The 23,180-nt window shown below is 67.3% G+C and carries 23 protein-coding genes; 13 read left to right on the top strand and 10 right to left on the bottom strand.

Annotated features, from left to right (window positions below):
* Positions 1 to 106: 106 nt before the first annotated feature.
* The 3 genes from MFF26_RS21105 to MFF26_RS21095 all read right to left on the bottom strand — a co-directional run bounded on the left by MFF26_RS21105 (position 107) and on the right by MFF26_RS21095 (position 3,501).
* The gene (locus MFF26_RS21105; RefSeq protein ID WP_238308496.1) at positions 107 to 1,780 is read right to left on the bottom strand and encodes a formate--tetrahydrofolate ligase; all 1,674 of its coding nucleotides are present in this window, start codon (positions 1,778 to 1,780) and stop codon (positions 107 to 109) included.
* A gap of 172 nt (positions 1,781 to 1,952) precedes the next feature.
* Positions 1,953 to 3,275 (bottom strand): omega-aminotransferase AptA, encoded by a 1,323-nt coding sequence (aptA, locus tag MFF26_RS21100; protein ID WP_505744341.1) that lies wholly within the window; start codon positions 3,273 to 3,275, stop codon positions 1,953 to 1,955.
* 4 nt (positions 3,276 to 3,279) lie between these two features.
* Positions 3,280 to 3,501, bottom strand: coding sequence for a heavy-metal-associated domain-containing protein (locus tag MFF26_RS21095; RefSeq protein WP_238308495.1), 222 nt, complete (start codon positions 3,499 to 3,501; stop codon positions 3,280 to 3,282).
* A gap of 226 nt (positions 3,502 to 3,727) precedes the next feature.
* On the opposite strand from MFF26_RS21095, the gene MFF26_RS21090 reads away from it, so the two are divergent.
* Positions 3,728 to 5,200 carry an EAL domain-containing protein gene (locus MFF26_RS21090; RefSeq protein WP_238308494.1) on the top strand — a complete coding sequence of 491 codons (1,473 nt, stop codon included), beginning with the start codon at positions 3,728 to 3,730 and terminating at the stop codon, positions 5,198 to 5,200.
* A 2-nt stretch (positions 5,201 to 5,202) separates the two neighbouring features.
* On the opposite strand, the gene MFF26_RS21085 is transcribed toward MFF26_RS21090, so the two are convergent.
* From MFF26_RS21085 to MFF26_RS21075, 3 genes are all read right to left on the bottom strand, one after another.
* Positions 5,203 to 5,466 carry a hypothetical protein gene (locus tag MFF26_RS21085; protein ID WP_137828108.1) on the bottom strand — a complete coding sequence of 88 codons (264 nt, stop codon included), beginning with the start codon at positions 5,464 to 5,466 and terminating at the stop codon, positions 5,203 to 5,205.
* 215 nt (positions 5,467 to 5,681) lie between these two features.
* Positions 5,682 to 6,209, bottom strand: a complete 528-nt coding sequence (locus MFF26_RS21080; protein WP_238308493.1) for a chemotaxis protein — start codon at positions 6,207 to 6,209, stop codon at positions 5,682 to 5,684.
* A 118-nt stretch (positions 6,210 to 6,327) separates the two neighbouring features.
* Complete coding sequence (locus MFF26_RS21075) at positions 6,328 to 6,711, bottom strand: response regulator (RefSeq protein WP_137828109.1); 384 nt, start codon at positions 6,709 to 6,711, stop codon at positions 6,328 to 6,330.
* A 294-nt stretch (positions 6,712 to 7,005) separates the two neighbouring features.
* On the opposite strand from MFF26_RS21075, the gene MFF26_RS21070 reads away from it, so the two are divergent.
* On the top strand, positions 7,006 to 8,007 hold the full coding sequence (locus MFF26_RS21070) for a bifunctional riboflavin kinase/FAD synthetase (RefSeq protein ID WP_137828110.1): 1,002 nt from the start codon (positions 7,006 to 7,008) through the stop codon (positions 8,005 to 8,007).
* A 177-nt stretch (positions 8,008 to 8,184) separates the two neighbouring features.
* On the opposite strand, the gene MFF26_RS21065 is transcribed toward MFF26_RS21070, so the two are convergent.
* Complete coding sequence (locus tag MFF26_RS21065) at positions 8,185 to 9,189, bottom strand: 2-hydroxyacid dehydrogenase (RefSeq protein ID WP_137828111.1); 1,005 nt, start codon at positions 9,187 to 9,189, stop codon at positions 8,185 to 8,187.
* 225 nt (positions 9,190 to 9,414) lie between these two features.
* Here MFF26_RS21065 and MFF26_RS21060 point away from each other — a divergent pair, with 225 nt between their 5' ends.
* Entirely contained in the window at positions 9,415 to 10,017 is a 603-nt protein-coding gene (locus MFF26_RS21060; RefSeq protein WP_137828112.1) for an SH3 domain-containing protein, read from the top strand.
* Between the two features lie 57 nt (positions 10,018 to 10,074).
* On the opposite strand, the gene irr is transcribed toward MFF26_RS21060, so the two are convergent.
* On the bottom strand, positions 10,075 to 10,578 hold the full coding sequence (gene irr / locus MFF26_RS21055) for a Fur family transcriptional regulator Irr (protein ID WP_137828113.1): 504 nt from the start codon (positions 10,576 to 10,578) through the stop codon (positions 10,075 to 10,077).
* Between the two features lie 377 nt (positions 10,579 to 10,955).
* Between irr and fabA the strand changes: the two genes are divergently transcribed.
* The 5 genes from fabA (at position 10,956) to MFF26_RS21030 (ending at position 15,431) form a co-directional block, all read left to right on the top strand.
* Complete coding sequence (gene fabA, locus MFF26_RS21050) at positions 10,956 to 11,495, top strand: 3-hydroxyacyl-[acyl-carrier-protein] dehydratase FabA (RefSeq protein ID WP_137828114.1); 540 nt, start codon at positions 10,956 to 10,958, stop codon at positions 11,493 to 11,495.
* Between the two features lie 173 nt (positions 11,496 to 11,668).
* On the top strand, positions 11,669 to 12,895 hold the full coding sequence (gene fabB, locus MFF26_RS21045; protein WP_137828115.1) for a beta-ketoacyl-ACP synthase I: 1,227 nt from the start codon (positions 11,669 to 11,671) through the stop codon (positions 12,893 to 12,895).
* A 408-nt stretch (positions 12,896 to 13,303) separates the two neighbouring features.
* Complete coding sequence (gene fabI, locus MFF26_RS21040) at positions 13,304 to 14,140, top strand: enoyl-ACP reductase FabI (RefSeq protein ID WP_137828116.1); 837 nt, start codon at positions 13,304 to 13,306, stop codon at positions 14,138 to 14,140.
* Between the two features lie 119 nt (positions 14,141 to 14,259).
* A complete protein-coding gene (fliP, locus tag MFF26_RS21035) occupies positions 14,260 to 15,000 on the top strand; it encodes a flagellar type III secretion system pore protein FliP (protein ID WP_137828117.1) in 741 nt (246 codons plus the stop codon).
* 29 nt (positions 15,001 to 15,029) lie between these two features.
* On the top strand, positions 15,030 to 15,431 hold the full coding sequence (locus tag MFF26_RS21030; protein WP_137828118.1) for a DoxX family protein: 402 nt from the start codon (positions 15,030 to 15,032) through the stop codon (positions 15,429 to 15,431).
* Between the two features lie 87 nt (positions 15,432 to 15,518).
* Here MFF26_RS21030 and MFF26_RS21025 read toward each other — a convergent pair whose 3' ends face one another.
* Together MFF26_RS21025 and MFF26_RS21020 are read right to left on the bottom strand one after the other, a co-directional pair.
* Positions 15,519 to 17,150, bottom strand: a complete 1,632-nt coding sequence (locus tag MFF26_RS21025; RefSeq protein WP_137828119.1) for an alpha-D-glucose phosphate-specific phosphoglucomutase — start codon at positions 17,148 to 17,150, stop codon at positions 15,519 to 15,521.
* 109 nt (positions 17,151 to 17,259) lie between these two features.
* Positions 17,260 to 17,940 (bottom strand): MgtC/SapB family protein, encoded by a 681-nt coding sequence (locus tag MFF26_RS21020; protein WP_137828120.1) that lies wholly within the window; start codon positions 17,938 to 17,940, stop codon positions 17,260 to 17,262.
* Positions 17,941 to 18,076: 136 nt separating this feature from the next.
* Between MFF26_RS21020 and lgt the strand changes: the two genes are divergently transcribed.
* The 5 genes from lgt to MFF26_RS20995 all read left to right on the top strand — a co-directional run bounded on the left by lgt (position 18,077) and on the right by MFF26_RS20995 (position 23,130).
* Positions 18,077 to 18,967, top strand: coding sequence for a prolipoprotein diacylglyceryl transferase (lgt, locus tag MFF26_RS21015; protein ID WP_137828121.1), 891 nt, complete (start codon positions 18,077 to 18,079; stop codon positions 18,965 to 18,967).
* Between the two features lie 35 nt (positions 18,968 to 19,002).
* Positions 19,003 to 20,040 (top strand): class I SAM-dependent methyltransferase, encoded by a 1,038-nt coding sequence (locus tag MFF26_RS21010; protein WP_373324510.1) that lies wholly within the window; start codon positions 19,003 to 19,005, stop codon positions 20,038 to 20,040.
* Between the two features lie 14 nt (positions 20,041 to 20,054).
* Entirely contained in the window at positions 20,055 to 20,816 is a 762-nt protein-coding gene (gene pgeF / locus MFF26_RS21005; protein ID WP_137828123.1) for a peptidoglycan editing factor PgeF, read from the top strand.
* Positions 20,817 to 21,173: 357 nt separating this feature from the next.
* Entirely contained in the window at positions 21,174 to 22,067 is an 894-nt protein-coding gene (locus MFF26_RS21000) for an outer membrane protein (protein WP_137828124.1), read from the top strand.
* Positions 22,068 to 22,362: 295 nt separating this feature from the next.
* Positions 22,363 to 23,130: a DUF2076 domain-containing protein gene (locus MFF26_RS20995; protein ID WP_137828125.1), complete on the top strand. Its 768-nt coding sequence runs from the start codon at positions 22,363 to 22,365 to the stop codon at positions 23,128 to 23,130.
* Positions 23,131 to 23,180: the final 50 nt, after the last annotated feature.

Below are 23,180 nucleotides of genomic sequence, written 5' to 3'. Positions count from 1 at the left end.
GCGACCAACGCCCATTCGTCGTCGGACACATCAGACGGGTAGGCTTTCCGGGACTGGCTCATGACCCATCATCTGAGCCGTCCAGCCGATAGATCCATAACAGCCTCTAGAACAGCCCGTCGATCTGCCCATTGGCGTCGAGGCGAATGCTGTCCGCCGCCGGAACCTTGGGGAGACCCGGCATGGTCATGATCTCACCGCAGATCACGACGACGAAGCCGGCACCGGCCGAGAGACGGACGTCGCGCACCGAGACCAAGTGTCCCGACGGCGCTCCCATCAGGGTTGGATCCGTCGAGAACGAGTACTGGGTCTTGGCCATGCAGATCGGCAGGTGACCGTAGCCATCCTTCTCGAAACCGGCGAGTTTGGTCGCCGCCTTCGATTCGATCTGGATATCGGCCGCGCCGTAGAGTTTCGTCGCGATCGCCTTGATCTTATCGGTGAGCTTGGTGTCGGTCTCGTAGGCGAAGGTGAGCGGCTTCTGCTCGCCCTCGGCCAGCTTCACGACCGCCTGCGCGAGATCCTCGGCACCGGCGCCGCCATCCGCCCAGTGCTTGCAGGTGATGGCCTCGACCTGCAGGCGTTCGCGGCACAGCTCCTTCAGCTTGGTGTGCTCGGCATCGGTGTCCTGGAAGAAGTGATTCACGCCCACGACCACCGGCAGGCCGAAGCTCCGCACGTTCGTCACGTGGCGCTCCAGATTGGCGAAGCCCTTCTCCAGCGCCTCGAGGTTCTCGCCGGCGAGATCCTTCTTGTTGACGCCGCCATGCATCTTGAGCGCGCGGATGGTGGCGACGATGACCACCGCCGAAGGCTTCAAGCCGGTCTGCCGGCATTTGATGTCCAGGAACTTCTCCGCTCCAAGATCGGCGCCGAAGCCGGCTTCGGTCACGACATAATCGGCGAGGCGCAGACCGGTCTGCGTCGCGATCACCGAGTTGCAGCCATGGGCGATGTTGGCGAAGGGGCCGCCATGGATGAGGGCCGGATTGCCTTCGAGCGTCTGCACGAGGTTCGGCTGCAGGGCATCCTTGAGCAGAACCGTCATGGCGCCGGTGGCCTTCACCTGTGCCAGCGTCACCGGTTTGCGGTCGCGGGTCTCGGCGATGACGATACGGCCGAGACGCTCCTCCAGATCGGCGAGATCCTTGGCGAGGCAGAACACCGCCATCACCTCAGAGGCCACGGTGATGTCGAACCCGTCCTCGCGCGGGAAGCCGTTGGCGACGCCACCGAGCGACTGGGTGATGGCGCGCAGGGCCCGGTCATTCATGTCGACCACGCGGCGCCAATGGATCCGGCGCACGTCGATGTTGAGCTCGTTCGCCCAGTAGATGTGATTGTCGATGAGCGCCGCGGCGAGGGAGTGCGCCGAGGTGATGGCATGGAAGTCGCCGGTGAAGTGCAGGTTGATCTGCTCCATCGGCACGACCTGCGCCTTACCGCCGCCGGCCGCACCGCCCTTCATGCCGAAGCAGGGGCCGAGGGACGGCTCGCGCAGGCAGGCGACGGTGCGCTTGCCGATGCGGTTGAGCCCGTCGGACAGACCGACGGTCGTGGTGGTCTTGCCCTCGCCCGCGGGCGTGGGCGAGATCGCGGTGACGAGGACGAGCTTGCCCTCGGACTTGCCGTCCAGCGACTTGATGAAGTCGTGGTCGATCTTGGCGATGTGCTTACCGTAATTGTGCAGCGCCTCGTCCGGGATGCCGATCTTGCGGGCGACCTCGGCGATAGGCTTCAAAGTCGCCGCGCGGGCGATCTCGATATCAGAGGGCATTTCTCTCACCGTCGTTTCTTAGGGTGTGGCGCATGCCGAAGCACGGTCCGAGCGGGCGAACCTTGCAGCCACGATAAACCGATCATCGCATTTTGGGCGAAGCCGAAGGGAAATGCCTCTCGGATTTTTTTGAGAAACCCCAGCAACTTTCTTCAGAGGATGAGGAGCGGCCTCACGCGGCGGCCTGGATCGCGCGATCGAGCCGCTCCACGAGCGTTGAGATATCGTCCGCCCCAATGGTGAGCGGTGGCGAGAGGGCCAGAGTATCGCCGGAGACGCGCACGACGAGGTCGTGATCGTGAAAGGCCCGCTCCATCACGGCGAAGCCACGGGCACCCTGCCCAGCGGGGTCAGGCGCGAGGTCGATGCCCGCAGCGAGCCCGACCGTGCGGATGTCCAGCACGTTCGGCGCGCCGCGCAGCCGCATCACGGCCTCGGCGAAGACCGGCTCCATGGCCCGGGCGCGCTCGAACAATCCCTCGTCGCGATACAGATCGAGGGCCGCCAGACCGGCTGCGCAGGCCAGCGGATGTCCGGAATAGGTGTAGCCGTGGAACAGCTCGATGGCCTGTTCCGGGCCCCGCATCAGCTGCTCGTGAATGGATGAAGCGACGATCACGCCGCCGAGTGGCACCGCCCCGGAGGTGACCCCCTTGGCGAAGCAGATCATGTCCGGGGTGACGCCGTACCGTTCGGCCGCGAAGGCGTATCCGAGGCGCCCGAAACCGGTGATGACCTCGTCGAAGATCAACAGCAGACCATGTCGATCGCAGATGTCGCGCAGGCGTCTGAGGTAGCCCCGTGGCGGCGGCAGCACGCCGGTGGAGCCCGCCATCGGTTCGACGATGACGGCTGCAATCGTCGCGGCATCGTGGAGCGCGACGATCCGCTCAAGCTCGTCGGCGAGATGCGCCCCCCATTCGGGCTCGCCGATCGTGAAGGCCTGGCGCGCCCGGTCGTAGGTGTGGGGCAGGTGGTCGATGCCGGACAGGCCATGGCCGAACACACTGCGATTGTTCGGCAGGCCGCCAACCGAGATGCCGCCGAAGCCCACGCCGTGATATCCGCGCTCGCGGCCGATGAAACGGGTCCGTCCGCCCTCGCCACGGGCATGGCGGTAGGCCAAGGCGATCTTGAGCGCGGTGTCGACCGCCTCGGATCCCGAATTGCAGAGAAAGACGTGGTCGAGGCCGGGCGGCGCGAGCGCCGCGACCCGGGCGGCCAGGGCGAAGGCCGGCCCGTGACCGAACTGGAACGGCGGCGCGTAATCCAGTCGTCCCGCCTGCTCACGGATCGCCGCAACGATCGGCGCGCGATTGTGACCGGCATTGCAGCACCAGAGGCCGGCGATGCCATCGAGCACGATCCGCCCCACATCGTCCCGGTAATGGAGGCCCTCGGCGCTCGCGATCAGCCGCGGCGCCCGCTTGAACGCTCGATTGGCCGTGAACGGCATCCACCAAGCGTCGAGATCATTGCGCGGAGAGCCGTCCACGGCCTCAGCCCGTCATGGCCGTCGCCGTATAACCGGCTTTGGTCAGCGCCTGCGCCACATCGAGACTCTGCGCCCGGGTGGTGGTCGTGACGCGCCCTTGGGCGACGTCCACGGCGACTTCGGCCTCGGGATCGAGCCGCTGAATCGTCCGGCGCACGGCATTGGCGCAGCCCTCGCAGGTCATGCCTTCGACCCGCATCATCAGTTCGATCGGCGTATCGTCCATTGCGGTCTCCTTCGAGACCGTTCATGTCGCCCCCCATCACGCCGATGGCAAGCGCGGCGACCTTTGCACAGGCATGAGCCGGCCCGGCAGCCTGCCGCCTTGCGGCGACGAGCCGGCTCGGCAACAGTAGGTTTACAGATCGTATGCGGAGCGGCCCGAGGGGGCGGCTCCGTTCCGGGGAGGCAAGCGGCCTGCAGCCGCTCGAGAAGAAGCGCGTCGACCGACGGTGATGACACCGAAAGCCCCGACGATCGGCCCGCGCCGCACCCCCTGGATCCTCGGCCTCATCGTCGTCCTGATCCTCGTGCCGCTGGCGATCTATGCCCCGCTCGTGGCGGCAGCCGGCGTGTCCGGGCTCGCGGTCGTGAGCGGGTTTTTCCTGCGCCGTCGCCTCATCGCGATGGCCACGGCGCAAGAGGTTGTCTCGCGGGAAATCGGCGTCCTGTCCCAGCGTCTCGTCAAGCTGGAGGCGGTGGCCGCCGCCCTCGTCCAATCCCGCCACAAGGCGCATCCGGCGCCCATTCCGCAGAACGCCCCTGACAACGCGGAGGCGGTGGCGGAACTGGAAACGCGACTGGCCTCCGGTATCGAGGAGGTGACGGCGGAAATCGGTTTGCTCAGCGGGATCGTGCGCGAACTCGCCGCCGTGGTGTCCAACCAGGATGGCGACATTGCCCGGCTCAAGGCCGATCGGGAGCGCGCGGTCGCGTCCCCCCAGATTCCGACCCCTGCGGCGCCCAGGGTCGTCCCGGAGCCTGCCGCGTCCGCCGGTGAGCCGGCGCCGCCCTCCGCCCGCCTCGTGCCGCGGGCGAACTTGCCGCCGCCGTCGCGCGTCGAGCCCCCGCCCCGCGATCCGGCGGCGGAGGCGGCGCTCGTCGAAGCCTTCGATGGCGAAGGATTGGAGGTCTATCTCCAGCCCATCGTGACTCTCCCGCAGCGCAAGGTCGTCTCTTACGAGGCGCTGCCCCGTCTGAGAGTCGGTTCGGAGATTCTGGATCCGGAGACGTTTTTGCCGGTGCTGGAGCGGCACGGGCGGACGACGGCGCTCGACCGACGCATGCTGCAGCGCGTCGCCACCATCGCCCGCCACCTGCAGGGCCGGGGCAGTTCGGCGGCGGTCGGCTACGGGCTGACGCCGCACTCGCTGTTCGAACCGGGGTTCCTGCGATCGCTCGGGCGCCTCGTTTCGGACGGTCCCGATCTGGCCGGTCGCGTCGTGCTGGCTCTCCCGCAGACGAGCTGGCGCAATCTCGATGCGGAGCAGGCAGCCTTGCTGGCCGGGCTGAAAGGCCGGATCGGCTTCGTCATGGACCGGCCGATCGATCTCCGCTTCGACGCGGTCGCGCTGGCCGAGCGCGGCATCGGTCAGGTCAAGGTGCAGGCCGTGCAGCTGCTCCGCCCCCTTCCCCGCAAGGCGACCCCCGAAATCGCGCTGGAGGATCTGGTCGCCTCCCTGGCCCGAGCCGGTATCCGGCTCGTGGCGACGGGCGTCGAAAGCGAGAGCGAGGTTCCGGATCTGATCGATCTCGATGTGCCGTTGGCGCAGGGCCCGGTCTTCGCCGCGCCGCGGGCGGTGCGGGCGGAGGTCTTGAGCGAGGCGAGCGCACCGGCGCCGACGCCACCCCCCTCCCCCGATCCACCGCCGAGCCCGCCGCCGCAGCGGCGCCCGTTCCGGGATTTCCTGAGACGGGCGAGCTGAGTTCAGCCGGCCGCGGTCTCGCGCTCCAACCGGCGACTCAGGCGCGTGGCACCGTACACTTCAGCCAAACGCTGCCGGGCGGCAAGCACCGGTGCGGCATCCCGCTCGACGCGGGCAGCGGCGATCACCAGCAGCGTGGTGGCGATGGACTGGTCGAGGCGACCCTGCGCATGGGCGCGATCGAGGAGGTGCGTATCAGCCGGGTTCGAAACGCGGCCGGTGTCGCGGTTGGACCGGCGGTCCGGCCGCAGATCGATGCTCGCCATGGTCAGCCCCTTCGGTTCCGCTTCGAGCGAATTCCGAGGTCAGTCTCCGGGATGACCTTGACAGTTTTTCGCACACCCGGTGTCGCGATCAAGGCAGCTTGACCGTGAGCCGTGTTCCGATCCGAGCGTCTGCACTCGATTGGTAAGGGCGGCGTACAGGCCGTCGCTCTCATCGGCCGCGTCGGAGGTGCGCTGGAACGCCTGATCCGGTGCGCTCAGTCGAACAGGGCGTCGATGGCATCCTGTGGCGTGGCCGGTCCGCCCTTCTGCGGTCCGTTGAGCAGCAGCGTTTCGTTTCTCTGGCGCCGATCGGCCTCGCTCTCGTCGATTCCGCCCGCGTCGCGAGCCTTCACGGCGACGCTGAAGCGCGCGAGGCGTCCTTCGAGCAGGCTCATCGCCTCGGCCACCTTCGCGATGCGCTGACCGGTGATGTCCTGAAACGCGCAGGCCTCGAAGATGTGGAAGATCTGCGCCTCGACGGCGGCTCGATAATCCGGACCATCGGGCAGAGCGAGCATGGTCTCGGCGCTCCCCATGATCGTGTTGGTCGCGCTTGCCGTGGCGGCAACGACCTCGCCGAGTTCCTCGTGAACCATCGGCAGTCGGTCGCGGGTCAATTCGTTCGCCCGCAGCAATGCGATGGCGTCACGAAGCTTGGCGATGTAGTCCGCGATGTCGAGGAGTTCCTGGATCATCGCCGACGGCGTGCCGGATGACGGACGCGCGTCTGACGGGAATGCCATCGATCCCATGGATGCGCTTTCGAGCCTCCCTGCGCCGGTGCTGTCCCGGGCAGGATCGGGTACCAGGGAGATCCCCGCTCCGCCGCGGCTCTCCGCGGCGGGCGAGGGTCGAGGTCGGTCACGCACCGCAGACCGCCTCGATCTTCGATTTGAGCGTCGCGGCGTTGAACGGCTTGACGATGTAGTTGTTCACGCCGGCCTTCTTGGCGGCGATGACGTTCTCGGTCTTCGACTCGGCCGTGACCATGATGAACGGCGTGGTGCGCAGACCCTCGTCGGCGCGCACATGGCGCAGCAGCTCGTAGCCCGTCATCGGCTCCATATTCCAGTCGGAGATGACGAGGCCGTACTTGCGGCCCTTGAGGCGGGCGAGCGCGGCGGTGCCGTCGGAGGCCTCATCCACGTCCTCGAAGCCGAGCTGCTTCAGAAGGTTGCGGATGATGCGCACCATGGTCTGGTAGTCGTCGACCACCAGGATCGGCATGCTGAGGTCGAGGGCCATATGAATCGTACTCCGTTGTCCCTGTGTCGAGGCGGAAGGCTCACCTGGACGCGCTGTCTCGCGAGCGCAGGTGCCGGGAGCCTCCGGTCTCGGCAACATTAGACATCCGCGAATTGCGAAAGGTTTAATCGCCGCGTTTGCGTGCCGACCGGCCTCACGCGAACGATCCCTGTGCGCTTGGCGCCTGTCCGTGTCGCTTGACCGGGCATGCGGTTTTCGCCAAGCCGCATCTCGCGGCCAGGGCGTCGTCCGACGTCGCCCGCTCCGGTCCGCCGTGATGCCCCGCAGGAGCCGATGCCGTCAGGCGATCCGATCACCGAGCCCGGCCCGAACGCGTCGGACCGTCCGTTCACGGTCTGTGGAGCGGACGACCCGGTTCCGCCCGCCCTGCAGGGGGCGGTGGCGGCGCTCGGCAATTTCGACGGCGTGCATCGCGGCCACCGCGCGCTGATCGATGCCGTTCGTCAGGAAGCCGGATCGCGGCCGGCGGCCGTGCTGACCTTCGAGCCGCATCCGCGCGCCTATTTCGCTCCCGATCAACCGATGTTCCGCCTCACCGGGCCGCGCGCCAAGGAGATCGTCTTCGCGCGGCTCGGTCTCGACGGGTTGTTCGTGCGGCGCTTCGACGGAACCCTCGCGGCGACGAGCCCTCGCGGATTCGTCGAGGGCTGGTTGCGCGACGATCTCGGCCTCTCGGGCGTCGTGATCGGCCACGATTTCCATTTCGGGCAGGGGCGCGCCGGCACGCCTGCCATCCTGGCCGCGCTCTGCGCCGATGCCGGTATGGCCTGCCGGGTCGTGCCGGCCGTGGGGGCGGGACCGGGCGACGAGCCGATCTCGTCGAGCGCGATCCGCGCCGCGCTCGCCGCGGGAGATACGGCCCGGGCCAACGCGCTGCTGGGCTATCGCTGGTTCGTGCTGGCCGAGGTGCGCCACGGGGACAAGCGCGGGCGCACGCTCGGCTACCCCACCGCCAATCTCGCCCTCGATTCCTGCGGCCTCGCCCACGGCATCTACGCGGTACGGGTCCGCCTCGCCGATGGACGGCTCATCGACGGCGTCGCGAGCTACGGTCGCCGTCCGACCTTCGACGACGGTGCGCCGCTGCTGGAAGCGCATCTGTTCGATTTCGCGGGCGACCTCTACGGCCAGGAGGTCGCGGTGGAGCTCGTCGCCTATCTGCGGGGCGAGGAGAAGTTTGCGAGCGCCGAGGCGCTGATCGCGCAGATGGACGTGGATTCGGCACGGGCGAAAGCGGCCATTCGAGGCGATGCCGTGCCGTCGATGTTGGAGTGATCCCCCCCGGGGCCGGTAACGGCGCGCCGGGGATCGACGATTGATCGGACGTCTCCGCCTCCCGCCGGAACCCGAGGACACCGCACGCAGCCGTGTCCCACTCTTGAACGCAGCGGGATGGCTCCGCAGCTTCCCGCCATCGGGCAGCCTTGGTCGATGGCCCCCGTTCGACTGCGTTCAGAGCATGGTGGGAAGGATGCGGTCCGGCGGCCGATGACCGTCCATGAAGGTCTTGATGTTGATGATGACCTTCTCGCCCATCTCGGTGCGGCTCTCGTGAGTGGCCGAGCCCATATGCGGCAGCAGCACGACCTTACCGGTGCGGGCGAGGCGAACGAGGCGCGGGCTCACCGCAGGCTCCTGCTCGAACACGTCGAGGCCTGCCGCCGAGATCTCGCCCGCCTCGATCAGGCGCGCCAGGGCGTTCTCGTCGATGACCTCGCCGCGGGCGGTATTGACGACGATGGCCTCGGGCTTGAGCAGCTTCAGCCGGCGAGCCGAGAGCAGGTGATAGGTCGCGGGTGTGTGCGGGCAATTGACCGACACGATGTCGACGCGGGCCAGCATCTGATCCAGCGATTCCCAGTAGGTGGCGTCGAGCGCCTCCTCGATCGCGGTCGGCGCCCGGCGGCGGTTGTGGTAATGGATCGACAGGCCGAAGGCCTTGGCCCGACGGGCGAGCGCCTGACCGATACGGCCCATGCCGACGATCCCAAGGCGCTTGCCGGTGATGCGGCGGCCGAGCATCCAAGTCGGCGACCAGCCGGTGGTCCAGTCGTCGTCGGGGATGATGCGCGCGCCTTCGGCGATCCGCCGGGCGACCGCTAGGATCAGCGCCATGGTCATGTCGGCGGTATCCTCCGTCAGCACGCCGGGCGTGTTGGTGACGGTGATGCCCCGTTCCAGGGCGGCCCCCACGTCGATGTGATCGACGCCGTTGCCGAAATTGGCGATGAGCCGCAGATTCGGTCCGGCCTGGGCGAGCAGGCCGGCATTGATCTCGTCGGTCACGGTCGGAACCAGCACGTCCGCCTCGCGGATCGCGGTGGCGAGAGCCTCCGGCGAGAGCGGCGCGTCGTCGTGGTTCAGGCGCGTATCGAACAATTCACGCATGCGCGTCTCGACCGCGTCCGGCAGACGCCGGGTGACGACCACGAGCGGCTTGCGCTTCATTGACGACATGATCCCTCCCGGCGGCGCCGGCCCGGACAAGGTCCGGCTTACGCTCCTTTAACCACGTCGCGGCCAGATGGGCCGGCGGCAAACCGGCCGATCCCCGGCCGCGCCGCAGGACGTCCGGCCTCTCTACCAGAGAGGTTGGGGAACACAATGCGGACCGGTTCGCCCCCCAGGCGGATCGAATTCGCGTTCGTTTGTTCGAGGAACCAAGGTTCGGAGACGAGGACCATGCGCCCGCCTGCCCTTCCCCTGGTCAACCCCGCCCGCCTCGCGATCCTGGCGGCGGTGCTGGCCCTGATCGCACCGCTGACGTCACGCGCGGCGCCGGCTCCACCCCCGGCCGCCTCCGAGGTCGGCAAGGGACCGGTCACCAAGCTGCCCTTGCCGCGTTATGCCAGCCTCAAGACCGATCGCGTGAATCTGCGCGAGGGTCCGTCCAAGGATCATCGCACCCTTTGGGTGTTTCAGCGTGCTGGTTTACCGATTGAGATCGTCGCCGAGTTCGAGACCTGGCGGCGCATCCGCGATTCGGAGGGCACCGAAGGGTGGGTGCTGCACTCGCTCCTGTCCGGACGCCGCACAGCCGTCGTCATCCCGCCTTCGGGCGAGAAGGCCGACGCCGCGAAATCCACGGTGCCGCTCAAGGCGCGGGCCGATGAAACCTCCGGCGAGGAGGCACGGCTGCAGCCGGGCGTCATCGGCAGCGTCAAGACCTGCACCGGCCGTTGGTGCCGCCTCGTCGTGGCGCTGCCGCAGAAGCAGGGCGATGTCGACGGCTACATCCGGCAGGACCGCCTTTGGGGTGTCTATCCGGATGAGAAGATCGACTGAGACAAATAAAAAGGGCCCGGAGAACCGGGCCCTTTTCATAGTCAGGATTTGAGCGGCTCAGCCGCGACCGGAAACCTGGCGGCGGCGCAGGCGAACGATGACTTCGACGCCCGCGATCTCCATGCCTTCCGGGGCCTCGGGCAGCGAATCGACCGAGATTCCGCATTCCGGCATGTCGAGCACCTTGCCTTCCTCCTCCAGGAAGAAGTGGTGATGCTCGCTCGGATTGGTGTCGAAATAGGCCTTCGACCCGTCGAGCGCGAGCTGACGCAGCAGCCCGGCCTCCGTGAATTGGTGCAGCGTGTTGTAGACGGTCGCGAGCGACACCGGCACTTTGGCGCGCATGGCCTCGTCGTAGAGCATTTCCGCAGTCAGGTGGCGGTCACCGCGCCCGAACAGGAGCCAGCCCAACGACAGGCGCTGGCGGGTCGGCCGCAATCCGGCACGACGCAGGCGATCACGCAGATCGGACAGCGGGCAGCCGCGACGCGGGCCGGAAGCGTCGATCGGCAGGGAGCTTCGCGCGTTCAGCACGGCCTGGAGGGGCAACAGATCGGACATCGCGGGGAGTGATTCCCAACCTTTAGGCAGACAATGATCTGGCAAGTATACGGTCCGCACCCGCCTGCGGCAACCCGAAGCATGGCCACGCAGGTGCGTTCCCCCAGTGAGTGCATAGCTCGGGGTTCGGTGCCCCCGAGAAACATAGATGATCGGGGGGACCGAAACGCCGTGGTTCGAATGGTTGGGGAAAAGATGACCGAACCTCGCGTTCCGTTCGAATGCGGGACGCCGGATGCATCGCGCTCGCAATCTCTATGATTGGAGAGCGAGGACGCTTTGAGCGCCGGCGGAGCTTGTGCTAACGAGGCGCCGACCCCGTCATTCCCCGTCCGGCACCGATCGGACTCGTCCGTTAGCGAGGACGCACCCTCTCCATGGCCTCTACCGACCCGCAAAACGACACCGCGACGCCGCAGCGGGCTTCGAGCTACTCATATGAGGAGCTACTGGCCTGCGGTCGCGGGGAGCTGTTCGGCGCCGGCAATGCTCAGCTGCCGCTGCCCCCCATGCTGATGTTCGACCGCATCACCTCGATCGGTACCGAAGGCGGCGCCCATGGCAAGGGGCACGTCCTGGCCGAGTTCGATATCCGGCCGGATCTCTGGTTCTTTCCGTGCCACTTCAAGGGCGACCCGGTGATGCCCGGTTGCCTCGGCCTCGACGCGCTCTGGCAGCTCGTCGGCTTTCATCTGGGCTGGCTCGGGGCCCCCGGCCGTGGCCGCGCGCTCGGCGTGGGCGAGGTGAAATTCTCGGATCAGGTGCTGCCGACCGTAAAGCAGGTGGTCTACGGCATCGACATCAAGCGCGTCCGCACGGGCAAGCTCGTCCTCGGCATCGCCGACGGATGGCTGGAGGCGGACGGCCGGCGCATCTACGAGGCGAGCGACCTGCGTGTGGCTCTATTCCGCGCCTGATTTCGAGCCGATCGGCCTGCCGACGGCGATAGGCGTTGCCGACGTCGTTTGAGGCGGGGCCGTCGGGTTTCGGTCCGGGCCACCAATCAACCAGTTGAGATTGCCGGCGCGGCATCCTAGTTGACCGTTAACGAAGTGCCGCACCGCCTGTGGCACAACAAGCCTGAGCCACCATGCGGCGTGTCGTCATCACCGGGATGGGCATCGTTTCGTCCATCGGCAACAACACCCAGGAGGTGCTCGCCTCCCTGCGCGAGGCCCGTTCCGGGATTGCGCGGTCGGAGTCGCAGGCCGAGCACGGTTTCCGCAGCCAAGTCGCCGGAGCACCGTCCCTCGTCGCCGAGGAAGCGGTGGATCGGCGCGCCATGCGCTTCCACGGTGGGGGTACCGCCTGGAATCACGTGGCAATGGATCAGGCCATCCGGGATGCCGGCCTCGAGGCGAACGAAATCTCCAACGAGCGCACCGGCATCATCATGGGCTCGGGCGGTCCTTCGACCCGCACCATCGTCGAATCGGCAGCAATCGCGCGGGACAAGGGCCCGAAGCGCGTCGGCCCGTTCGCAGTCCCGAAGGCGATGTCCTCGACCGCCTCAGCGACCCTCGCGACCTGGTTCAAGATCCGTGGCGTGAACTACTCGATCTCCTCGGCTTGCGCGACGTCGAACCATTGCATCGGCAATGCCGCCGAAATCATCCGCGGCGGCCGACAGGACGTGATCTTCGCGGGCGGGTGCGAGGATCTCGACTGGACGCTCTCGGTCCTGTTCGATGCCATGGGCGCGATGTCCTCCCGCTACAACGACACCCCGGCCCGGGCGTCGCGCGCCTACGATGCGAATCGTGACGGCTTCGTCATCGCGGGCGGTGCCGGTGTGCTGGTGCTGGAAGAACTCGAACACGCCAAGGCCCGCGGCGCGCGCATCTACGGCGAGATCGCCGGCTACGGCGCAACATCGGACGGTCACGACATGGTCGCTCCGTCGGGCGAGGGCGCGATGCGCTGCATGCGTCAGGCCATGGAAGACCTGAAGGGCGTGAAGATCGACTATATCAACCCGCACGCCACCTCGACGCCGGTCGGCGACGACAAGGAAATCGAGGCCATTCGCGAAGTGTTCGGCGCGGGTGAGGCGTGCCCGCCGATTTCGGCCACCAAGTCGCTCACCGGCCATTCCCTTGGTGCTACGGGCGTCCAAGAGGCGATCTACTCGCTTCTCATGATGAACAACGGCTTCATCTGTGAAAGCGCGCATATCGACGAGCTCGACCCTGCCTTCGCCGACATGCCGATCCTGCGCGAACGGCGCGACGGCGCCAAGCTCAGCCATGTCATGTCGAACTCGTTCGGCTTCGGGGGAACGAATGCGACCCTCGTTCTGAAACATCCGGACGCATAAGACATTTGCGGCGCTGCACAGTGTTCCTTCGCAGTCGCGAGCAATAAGGCTAGGCTTGCGGCTAGAGCTAGACTGGCAGCCATTCGGAACCGCGCATCCAGAACTGCGTTCCCCTCAGACCTTTACGGGATCGCTTCATGGTCGCCTCGCTCGTCGTTATTGGTCTGCTCAGCGTCGCCGTTGCGGGCAGTGTCGCTTGGCGCGCCAAGCAGACGCTCATCGACGACGCCCAGTCGGGCACTCGCGGCTACTTCTGATCCCCTTTCCGGCAGCTCCGAGGCCCCGTCCCGCACGAGCGGGCGGGGCCTTCGCTTGATTGCTCCCGCGTGGACAGGCGCGCATCCGGCGCGCTAAGCGTCGGGGCGGTGCTGCGGCGCCCCACCTGAAACGCGTACGGGTTTAAAGCGAATGACAGGGTTGATGGCGGGCAAGCGCGGCCTGATCATGGGTGTCGCCAACGATCATTCGATCGCCTGGGGTATCGCCAAGACGCTGCACCAGCACGGAGCCGAACTCGCCTTCACCTACCAGGGGGATGCCCTCGGCAAGCGGGTCACGCCGCTCGCCGCCTCGGTCGGCTCGGACATCGTGTTGCCCTGCGACGTCGAGGATATTGCCTCCGTCGACGCCGTCTTCAGCGCCCTCGACGAGCGCTTCCCCGACGGGATCGATTTCATCGTCCACGCCATCGGCTTTTCCGACAAATCGCAGCTCAAGGGCCGCTACGTCGATGTGACGACCCGGGCGAATTTTTCGCGGACCATGACGATCTCGTGCTTCTCCTTCACCGAGATTGCCCAGCGTGCCGCCACCCGCATGCCCCGTGGCGGTGCTCTGCTGACGCTGACCTATGCCGGCTCGACCCGCGTCATGCCGAACTACAACGTGATGGGCGTCGCCAAGGCCGCACTGGAAGCATCGGTCCGTTATCTCGCGACCGATCTCGGACCCGACGGCGTCAGGGTGAATGCCCTCTCGGCCGGTCCGATGCGGACTCTGGCCGGTGCCGGCATCGCCGATGCGCGGCTGATGTACAATCACCAGAAGGCGCATGCCCCGCTGCGCCGGACGGTTACCCTCGACGATGTCGGCAATTCGGCCCTGTATCTTTTATCCGACCTGTCGGGAGGTGTGACGGGCGAGGTCCATTTCGTGGATTCCGGCTACAACATCATCTCGATGCCCCGCCCCGCGGTGCTCCAGGCCCAGGACGAAGCCGGTGTCGTCGGCGACGGCGAGATCTGAAGCATCGTCGAACCGGTACGGTGCCGCGCACCATGAGCTGGTCGTGGTCTTTCCCCAGAGGCGGCTGCCCGATCCGCCAGCCCGGTCACCCCACCAGCCATTTCCGGCTGCGGCCTGCGATGACTCTGTCGAAGCGATTGCGAACCCTCACGCTCGCCGCTCTGCTCACGGCGGGTAGCAGCGGCGCCGCTCTCGCCCAGAGCGTCACACTCGACCTCGGCGCGGGGGGCACGACCGAGCGCGCGCTGCAACTCGTCGCCCTCGTCACCGTCCTGGCGCTGGCCCCGTCGGTCCTGGTGATGGCGACGGCCTTCACCCGCATCGTCGTCGTTCTGTCGATCCTGCGCTCGGCGCTCGGAACGCAGACCGCGCCGCCCAACGCGGTGGTCACCAGCCTCGCTCTGTTCCTGACGGCCTTCGTGATGGCTCCGACCGCCCGCGAGGCCTACAAGGCCGGGATCGAGCCTCTCCTGGCCAATCAGATCAGCCAGTCCCAGGCCTTCGAACGGGCATCCGGCCCGTTCAAGACCTTCATGCTGCGCAACACCCGCGAGAAGGATCTGAAGCTGTTCCTCGACATGGCACGCCAGCCCGTGCCGGCCGGGCCCGAGGCGATCGGGCTGGAGGTTGTCACGCCCGCATTCATGATCTCGGAGCTGCGCCGGGCCTTCGAGATCGGCTTCCTGCTGTTCATCCCGTTTTTGATCATCGATCTGGTCGTCGCCTCGGTGCTGATGGCGATGGGCATGATGATGCTGCCGCCAGCGACCGTGGCCTTGCCGTTCAAGCTGATCTTCTTCGTGCTGGTCGATGGCTGGACGCTGGTGGCCGGCTCGCTCGTTCAGAGCTACGGAAGCTGATCGGACGAACCGAGCGGAGAGACCGAGGCATGGACCTATCCACCACCACCGCACCCTGGGCCCCGCGGATGCTGAGCGTCCTGCGGATCGTCTCCGCCCTGATCTTCATGGCGCACGGCACGCAGAAGATTTTGGGCTTCCCGGCAAGCACCATGGACCCGGCGATGTTCAGCCTGCCGTGGATCGCGGGCGTGCTGGAACTCGTCGGCGGCGCCCTGCTCCTGATCGGTCTGTTCAGCCGGCCCGTGGCGTTCCTGCTCTCCGGTGAAATGGCCGTCGCCTATTTCCTCGCACATGCGCCCAAGAGCGTGTTTCCAGCCCTGAACGGGGGCGATGCGGCGATCCTGTACTGCTTCGTCTTCCTCTACATCTTCTTCGCCGGCCCCGGCCCCTGGAGCGTCGATGCGCGGATAGGCCGAGGGCGTTACTAGTCTCTCACGGCAGCATCGTGCGAGCGCGCCGCGCGGTGAGGTCCGGAGCGCGATCGGCGCGCGGACCTCACCGGTGCAGCCGAGCGCCTACGTCACCACGCTCGGCTCGGCCCGGCCGGTGATCGCCGCGATGTCGGCGAGTTCACGGGCGACCGCGACGACCGGCGCGAGCATCTCCGCCACCGGTTGCTCCAGGCGCGTCGGATCGCTCTCGTAGCGCTCGATATACACACGAAGCGTCGCCCCGGCGGTGCCGGTGCCGGAGAGCCGGTAGACGATCCGGGCGTCCTCCGCGAAGGTGATGCGCACGCCCTGGGCTTCGGTGACCGATCCGTCGACCGGATCGACATAACGGAAATCGTCCGCCGTCTTGACCGTGAGCCCGCCGATCGTCTGGCCCGGGAGAGAGGCGATCTTGGCCCGAAGTCCGTCCATCAGCCGCTTCGCGGCATCGGAATCGATCTCCTCGTAATCGTGGCGGGTGTAGTAGTCCCGGCCGAACTCGGCCCAGTGCGCCCGCACCAGATCCTGCGCCGGCTTGCCCGTCGCCGCCAGAATGTTGAGCCAGAGAAGAACGGCCCAGAGACCGTCCTTCTCCCGCACATGGTTCGAGCCGGTGCCCGCGCTCTCCTCGCCGCAGAGTGTGATGCGGCCGGCATCCAGCAGGTTGCCGAAGAACTTCCAACCGGTCGGCGTCTCGAACGCCTCGATGCCGAGTTTGGCCGCCACACGGTCGGCGGCGCGGCTCGTCGGCATGGAGCGGGCCACGCCGGCGAGCCCCGTCGCGTAGCCGGGCGCGCGATGGGCATGGGCCGCGAGGATGGCGAGGCTGTCGCTCGGCGTCACAAACAGGCCGGGCGCCACGATCATGTTGCGGTCACCGTCGCCGTCCGAAGCAGCACCGAAATCGGGTGCATCGGGGCCGTGCATCAGGTCGAACAACTCGTGGGCATGGACCGGGTTCGGATCGGGATGGTGACCGCCGAAATCGGGTTTGGGTTCGCCGTTGACGACGGTGCCGGCCTCCGCCCCCAGCGTGTCCTCCAAGATTGCCTTGGCATAGGGTCCGGTGATCGCCGAGAGCGCGTCGAAGCGCATGCGGAAGCCGGAGGCGAACAGTTTGGTGAGCGCCTCGAAGTCGAACAGCGAGTGCATCAACTCGGCGTAATCGGCGACCGGATCGATGATCTCGACGGACATGCCGTCGATCTCGCTCGTGCCGGTGACCCCGAGATCGAGATCGGGCGCATCGGAGATGCGATAGGCGGTGATCGTCTTGGTTTGCTCGAAGATCGCGCTGGTGACGCTCTCGGGTGCCGGGCCGCCATTGGCGCCATTGAACTTGATGCCGAAATCGCCGTCCGGTCCGCCGGGATTATGGCTGGCGGAGAGCACAATGCCGCCGATGGCGCCATGTTTGCGGATCACGCACGAGGCCGCCGGCGTCGAGAGCAGGCCGTCGCGTCCCACCAGCACCCGACCCAGGCCGTTGGCTGCCGCCATCTTGATGGCGATCTGGACGACCTCGCGATTGAAGAAGCGGCCGTCACCGCCGATCACCAGGGTCGCGCCGTCGCGTTCCGGGATGCAGTCGAGGATCGCCTGAACGAAGTTCTCGACATAATTCGGCTGCCGGAACACCGGAACCTTCTTGCGCAGTCCCGAAGTGCCCGGCTTCTGGTCCGCAAAAGGGCTGGTGCTGACGTGTCTCAGTGCCATGCGGCTCGGTTCCCGTTGTAAGATCCGCTTGTCCTAGCGCAGTTTGGCCGTGCGCGAAGGTGATCGTCTCTGATTTCCCCGGTTGATGACGTAGCGAATCTCGGACCCGCTAGAGATCTGGACCGGATCGAACCCGGATCACCGTAGGATTTTCGCGCAACCGGCGTGCGACGGCCTCGACATGAGCCCGCGGCAGACGGGCGAAAGTGATGGTGACGTCCTCCAAGCCCGGCTCATCGCCCGGTCGCACCACGAATTGCCGGATGCGCGAGGCACGCTCGCCGGTGAGATCCGGCACCGCGTCGATCGCGAGACTGCCGGCCTTCACCGTGAGATGGATCTCGCAGGACTGCATCCGATCACGCCAGCGTTCCTCGATCGGCTTCACCCCGGCGAGGATGCCGACCACCAGCACGGTTGCGGCCACGGCCGGGACGTAGAGGCCGCCGCCGACCGCGAGCCCGATCGCCGCCACCGCCCAGAGGCTCGCGGCGGTGGTGAGCCCCTTCACGACTTCACCGCGCAGGAGAATTGTGCCCGCACCCAGAAAGCCGATGCCGGAGACCACCTGAGCGGCCACCCGGGAGGGATCGAGCACGACGTCCTTGCGGCCGAGAACGTCGCCGAAGCCGAAGGCCGAGACCAGCATGAACAGGCAAGCGCCGACGCAGACCAGCATGTGGGTCCGCAGGCCGGCCGCCCAGAGCAGTCGTTCGCGCTCGAATCCGACCACGCTGCCCATGGCGCCCGCGAGCAGCAGACGCGCCACCATTTCCGTGTTGCCGAGCATCTGTCCTCCTGAATCGAGGGATCACCGTGAGCCTGCGCCCAGGGCCGCTCGGCGCGCAACCCGCCCGCCTTGACGCCCGGAGGCATGCGGGTCCAATGCGGCGCGCCTTCTCGACAACGTCGCCCAAGGGCCGCCGATGCCGCCGATCCTCGCCTTGCCCTTTCCGGCCATCGACCCGGTCGCGGTCTCGCTCGGGCCGATCGAGATCAAGTGGTACGCCCTTTCCTACATCGTGGGGCTGATCGGCGGATGGTTCTACGCCCGACGGCTGGTCCAGGCGGATTCGCTCTGGGGCGTCACCACGCGGCCCAGTCTGCCTGATATCGACGACCTCGTGGTCTGGGTGGCTCTAGGCGTCGTGCTCGGCGGGCGCATCGGCTACGTGCTGTTCTACAATCTTCCGCTCTATCTCGATCAGCCGCTGGAGATCCTGGCGATCCGCAACGGTGGCATGTCGTTCCACGGCGGTTTCCTCGGTGCGATCCTGGCGCTCCTGCTCTTCGCCCGTGCGCGTGGCCTCAACGGCCTGACGATGCTCGACATCGCCGCCGTGGTCGTACCGATCGGCCTGTTCTTCGGCCGCATCGCCAATTTCGTGAACGGCGAGCTCTGGGGTCGGCCCGCGCCGGATTTTACCTATGCGGTGATCTTCCCGACCGGGGGCGACGTGCCGCGCTATCCGAGCCAATTGTTCGAGGCCGCGACGGAGGGGCTGCTCCTGTTCATCGTCATGGCGCTCGCGGTCTGGCGCTACGGCTTCCGCAAACCCGGCTTGCTCGGCGGCATCTTCGTTCTCGGCTACGCGGTCACGCGCACCTTCTGCGAGTTCTTCCGCGAGCCGGACCGTCAGCTGGGTTTCCTGTTCGGCCGCGACGTCGATGCCCTCGGCGGTGGCATCACCATGGGCATGCTGCTCTGCCTGCCCATGGCCATCGTCGGCCTTGCCGCCATTGTTCTGGCCGCCCGCGGCGTCACGCGGCCCCGGCGTGAAGGCCCCGAGATTCAGGCCGAGGCCGGGCAGATCTGAGCGTGTCCACGCCGCTTTTCCCGGTGCTCGCACGGATGATCCGCACCGACGGGCCGATCGGCCTCGACCGCTACATGGCCCTGTGCCTGAGCCATCCGGACCACGGCTACTACGCCACCCGCGATCCCCTCGGTGTGGCCGGTGATTTCGTCACCGCGCCGGAGATCAGCCAGATGTTCGGGGAGCTGATCGGCGCCTGGGCCGCCACGCTACTCGCCGGATTCTTCGGACCGCGCCCCTGCCTCGTCGAACTCGGACCGGGGCGCGGCACGTTGATGAGCGATGCCCTTCGTTCCCTGCGGGCCGCGGGCGCAGCGTTCGACCTGCATCTCGTCGAAACGAGCCCGGTTCTGCGGGCGCTTCAGGCGGAGCGCTTGGCCGGGGCCAGCCCTGTCTTCCACGACAGCGTGACGAGCCTGCCCGAAGCACCGCTTCTCGTCATCGCCAACGAATTCTTCGACGCGTTGCCTGTCCGCCAATTCGTGCGCACCCCGCGCGGCTGGTGCGAGCGCCGGATCGGCCTGAATGCCGACCAGACCGATCTGATCTTCGGACTCGATCCGGAGCCCGATCCGCAGATCACCGCCGAGGCCGCGGACGGCGCCGTGCTGACGGTGCCGAGCGCGAGCCTTGGCGCGATGCGCGATCTCGCTCGCCGCCTCGTGCGCGACGGCGGCGTGCTCCTCGCCATCGATTACGGGCATGAGCGGGCCGGCTTCGGCGACACGCTCCAAGCCCTTGAGGATCACCGCTTCGCGGATCCACTCGCGCGACCGGGAGAGGCGGATCTCACGACTCATGTCGACTTCTCCGCCCTCGCTCGCGCCGCCATCGCCGAGGGAGCGGTCGTTCACGGCCCCGTCTCGCAGCGCGATTTCCTTCTCGCACTCGGCCTCGAAGATCGCGCAGCCCGGCTCAAGGCGCGGGCGCGGCCTGAACAGGTGTCGGAGATCGACGCGGCCGTCGCCCGCCTGACCGACCCGAACCCGCGCGGAATGGGCGCCCTCTTCAAGGTCCTCGGCATCAGCCACCCGGCCGTTGCGCGGCTACCTGCCCTTCCCTCCACCGCCTGAGCCCGGGAGATCCCATGTTCATCGAAGCGCCCGAACTCAGCGCCCACGCCTCCCTGCGGCATGCCTTCTTCACGCGGCAGGGCGGGGTGTCCGATGGTCTCTACGCCTCGCTCAACGGCGGCCTCGGCTCGAACGACGCGCCCGGCGCCGTCGCCGAGAATCGGTCGCGGATGTGCGAGCATCTCGGCTTGCCGCCCGAAAACCTTGTCAGCCTCTATCAGGTACATTCCGCCGACGTGGTCACCGTCGAAGCGCCCTTTGCGGAACGGCCCAAGGCGGACGCGATGGTGACCCGGGTGCCCGGTCTCGCGCTGGGAATCGCCACGGCCGATTGTGGGCCGATCCTGTTCGCCGATCCCGAAAATGGCGTCGTTGGCGCGGCCCATGCCGGGTGGAAGGGCGCCCTGGGCGGGGTGGTCGAGGCGACGGTGGCCGCGATGGAGCGTCTGGGCGCCGCCCGTCCATCGATCGTTGCCGTGCTCGGGCCGACGATCTCTCAGGCGAATTACGAGGTCGGCGCCGATTTCGTGGCCCGTTTTCAGGCCGAGGTGCCGGGCTCCGCGCCGTATTTCGCCCGAGGTCGCGAGGATCGTGCGCAGTTCGATCTGCCCGCCTTCATTCTGGATCGTCTTCGGCAAGCCGGCATCGGCGAGGCGACCGTGCTCGGGCACTGCACCTATGCCGATGCGGAGCGCTTCTACAGCTTCCGCCGAACGACCCATCGCGGCGAACGCGATTACGGCCGTCTGATCTCGGCGATCGCCCTGATACCATAAAGCCACACCTCGTCCGGGGGCGTCCGTTGCGGCCGAGCTTTTGTGCGGTGCCGCACATGCTCATCCCGCAGCGCCGTCGTAAGCCGTTCGGGCAGCGGATCGCCGCGGCTAAGGGCTGCGACAATCTGTCAACGAATGTCACCAAGAAAAGCTCGGCCATAAATGAACCTTGGCCGTTTGGTGACGTTTGATGTTCGAACTGACGGACGAAAACGATCTTCGCCACAAAGGGGCCGCCTTCGGGACGGTCGGCGTGATCGGGCCGCAACAGCATCTTGCGAGATGCTGGAATAGATACGGGGCACCGTGCCGCCGCGCTTCACGAAAGCGCCGGCACAGTCAAAAGGGACCAGAGTAATGAAAGCTATTCTTCGGGCCGGTACGGCTCTCGCCGGTATCGTCGTCGCGGGTTCCGCCCTCGCCGCCGATCTGCCGCGCCGCGCCGCCCCGCCGCCGGTGTTCACCCCGGTCCCCGTGTTCACCTGGACCGGCTTCTACGCCGGTTTCAACGCGGGCTACGGCTTCGGCACCAACGACAACCGCAACGGCGCGACCGTCCTCGGTCTCAACGACGCCTCGGGCCTCGTGCCGGCCGGCACCACCGCCGTCGTCGCCTTCAACAACAACCGCACCAACGAGGGCTTCGTCGGCGGCGGTCAGATCGGCTACAACTATCAGTTCACGCCGGGCTCCGGCTTCGTCGTCGGTATCGAGGCCGACGCCCAGTACGCTGATTTCGGCCGTGAGCGGAACCGCTTCCAGGTCGTGAACAGCGCCGCCGGCGTCAACGGCCTCGCCGCTCAGCAGGTGTTCAACCCGGCGGGCATCTCCGGCCTCGACTACTTCGGCACCGTGCGCGGCCGCCTCGGCTACGCCTTCGACCGCACCCTCGTCTACGGCACCGGCGGCTTCGCCTACGGCGGCGGCGGCGGCCGTGACTTCGGCACCGGCGTGTCGAGCAACGACTTCCAGACCGGCTGGGCCGCCGGCGGTGGTGTCGAGTACGCCCTGCCGACCGACAGCTTCCTGAACTTCTTCCGCTCCTCGGCCGTCACGCTGAAGGTCGAAGGCCTGTACGTGAACCTCGACCAGGGTTCGGCCCGCAACGGCGCCTTCGCCGTCGACAACGCCGGCCGCACCGTCACCGTGAACAGCCCCGGCGTCCTGCTCGTCAGCGGCGGCCGTCAGGTTCGCGAGAGCGAGTTCGCCGTCGTCCGCGCTGGCATCAACTACAAGTTCGGCTCGTACTAAGCCGAACGCGGCGGTGGCCCTTTGAAGGGCCACTTCCTTATTTTTCGAAGAAGCCCGGCGCTTCCGCGCCGGGCTTTTTTCGTGGCCACGCAAGTTTGACTGCGTCGAAAATCCGATCTCGTTCGTTCAAGCCATGAGGCAGGATTCCGGTGCCCGCCCTCCCCTCACGGGCGGCGGTGCCGAAGGCACCGTCTCTCGTCCGGCTCTTACATTAGCTCGGCCGATCACCCATCTCAGCGGCACCGCACGGTGGATCACCACGCCAGCGACGCCGGCGCTTCAGGAGGACGGCTCCATGAACAGCGAAGAACGCGACATCATCAACGGCATCTTCCAGCGGCTCGAACAGGCATCCGGCCAGCCCCGCGACGCCGATGCCGAGCGCTTCATCGCCGACAAGCTGCGCAGCCAGCCCTACGCGCCCTACGCCATGGCGCAGCTGATCTACGTGCAGGAAGAAGCGATCAAGAGCCTCAATCAGCAGCTGGAGCAGGCCCGCCAGCAGCAGGCTCAACCCCAGTCGTCCGGCGGCGGCGGCTTCCTGTCGAGCATCTTCGGTGGCGGCAGTCGCCCCGAGCCGCAGCGCCAGGCCGGACAGGCCTGGGGCCAGCAGCCGCCCGGCTACGGGAATCAGCAACCCGGTTATGGCCAGCAGCCCGGCTATGGGCAGCAGGGTGGCTATGGCGGTCCCCAGCAGGGCGGTCCGTGGGGTGGCCAGCCCGGTTACGCGCAGCAGCAACCGGCCCGCGGTGGCGGCTTCCTTGCGACCGCCCTTCCCATGGCGGCGGGCGCGGCCGGCGGCATGCTGCTCGGCAGCGCCCTGTCCAACGCGTTCGCCGGCGGGCATTCGAGCCTGGGTAGCGCGTCGGCAGCCGGTCTGACCGGCGGCGGCGATACCATCGTCGAGAACAATTACTTCGGCGGCTCGGGCGGCGACCAGGATCTCGGTTCTGCCCTCGGTGGCGGTGACGGCGGCTTCCAGAGCGCAGGCTTCGGAGGCGGCGACAGCGGCGGCGATTTCGGGGGCGACCTGAGCGATGGCGGTGACGACGATTGGGCCTGATCCGGCCCTGACGTAGCGCGGAAAAGCCCGGCACCTCGCGGTGTCGGGCT

The organism is Methylorubrum suomiense (assembly GCF_022179765.1).
Classification (GTDB): Bacteria; Pseudomonadota; Alphaproteobacteria; order Rhizobiales; family Beijerinckiaceae; genus Methylobacterium; species Methylobacterium suomiense.
This window is presented reverse-complemented; position numbering and strand designations above follow the sequence as displayed.

Excerpts from the sequence above, each read along its gene's own strand:
- MFF26_RS21105 (WP_238308496.1), bottom strand. The coding sequence starts at position 1,780 with ATGCCCTCTGATATCGAGATCGCCCGCGCGGCGACTTTGAAGCCTATC.
- MFF26_RS21095 (WP_238308495.1), bottom strand. The coding sequence starts at position 3,501 with ATGGACGATACGCCGATCGAACTGATGATGCGGGTCGAAGGCATGACC.
- MFF26_RS21085 (WP_137828108.1), bottom strand. The coding sequence starts at position 5,466 with ATGGCGAGCATCGATCTGCGGCCGGACCGCCGGTCCAACCGCGACACC.
- MFF26_RS21080 (WP_238308493.1), bottom strand. The coding sequence starts at position 6,209 with ATGGCATTCCCGTCAGACGCGCGTCCGTCATCCGGCACGCCGTCGGCG.
- MFF26_RS21075 (WP_137828109.1), bottom strand. The coding sequence starts at position 6,711 with ATGGCCCTCGACCTCAGCATGCCGATCCTGGTGGTCGACGACTACCAG.
- MFF26_RS21070 (WP_137828110.1), top strand. The coding sequence starts at position 7,006 with ATGCCGTCAGGCGATCCGATCACCGAGCCCGGCCCGAACGCGTCGGAC.
- MFF26_RS21065 (WP_137828111.1), bottom strand. The coding sequence starts at position 9,189 with ATGTCGTCAATGAAGCGCAAGCCGCTCGTGGTCGTCACCCGGCGTCTG.
- MFF26_RS21060 (WP_137828112.1), top strand. The coding sequence starts at position 9,415 with ATGCGCCCGCCTGCCCTTCCCCTGGTCAACCCCGCCCGCCTCGCGATC.
- irr (WP_137828113.1), bottom strand. The coding sequence starts at position 10,578 with ATGTCCGATCTGTTGCCCCTCCAGGCCGTGCTGAACGCGCGAAGCTCC.
- fabA (WP_137828114.1), top strand. The coding sequence starts at position 10,956 with ATGGCCTCTACCGACCCGCAAAACGACACCGCGACGCCGCAGCGGGCT.
- fabB (WP_137828115.1), top strand. The coding sequence starts at position 11,669 with ATGCGGCGTGTCGTCATCACCGGGATGGGCATCGTTTCGTCCATCGGC.
- fabI (WP_137828116.1), top strand. The coding sequence starts at position 13,304 with ATGACAGGGTTGATGGCGGGCAAGCGCGGCCTGATCATGGGTGTCGCC.
- fliP (WP_137828117.1), top strand. The coding sequence starts at position 14,260 with ATGACTCTGTCGAAGCGATTGCGAACCCTCACGCTCGCCGCTCTGCTC.
- MFF26_RS21030 (WP_137828118.1), top strand. The coding sequence starts at position 15,030 with ATGGACCTATCCACCACCACCGCACCCTGGGCCCCGCGGATGCTGAGC.
- MFF26_RS21025 (WP_137828119.1), bottom strand. The coding sequence starts at position 17,150 with ATGGCACTGAGACACGTCAGCACCAGCCCTTTTGCGGACCAGAAGCCG.
- MFF26_RS21020 (WP_137828120.1), bottom strand. The coding sequence starts at position 17,940 with ATGCTCGGCAACACGGAAATGGTGGCGCGTCTGCTGCTCGCGGGCGCC.
- lgt (WP_137828121.1), top strand. The coding sequence starts at position 18,077 with ATGCCGCCGATCCTCGCCTTGCCCTTTCCGGCCATCGACCCGGTCGCG.
- MFF26_RS21010 (WP_373324510.1), top strand. The coding sequence starts at position 19,003 with ATGATCCGCACCGACGGGCCGATCGGCCTCGACCGCTACATGGCCCTG.
- pgeF (WP_137828123.1), top strand. The coding sequence starts at position 20,055 with ATGTTCATCGAAGCGCCCGAACTCAGCGCCCACGCCTCCCTGCGGCAT.
- MFF26_RS21000 (WP_137828124.1), top strand. The coding sequence starts at position 21,174 with ATGAAAGCTATTCTTCGGGCCGGTACGGCTCTCGCCGGTATCGTCGTC.
- MFF26_RS20995 (WP_137828125.1), top strand. The coding sequence starts at position 22,363 with ATGAACAGCGAAGAACGCGACATCATCAACGGCATCTTCCAGCGGCTC.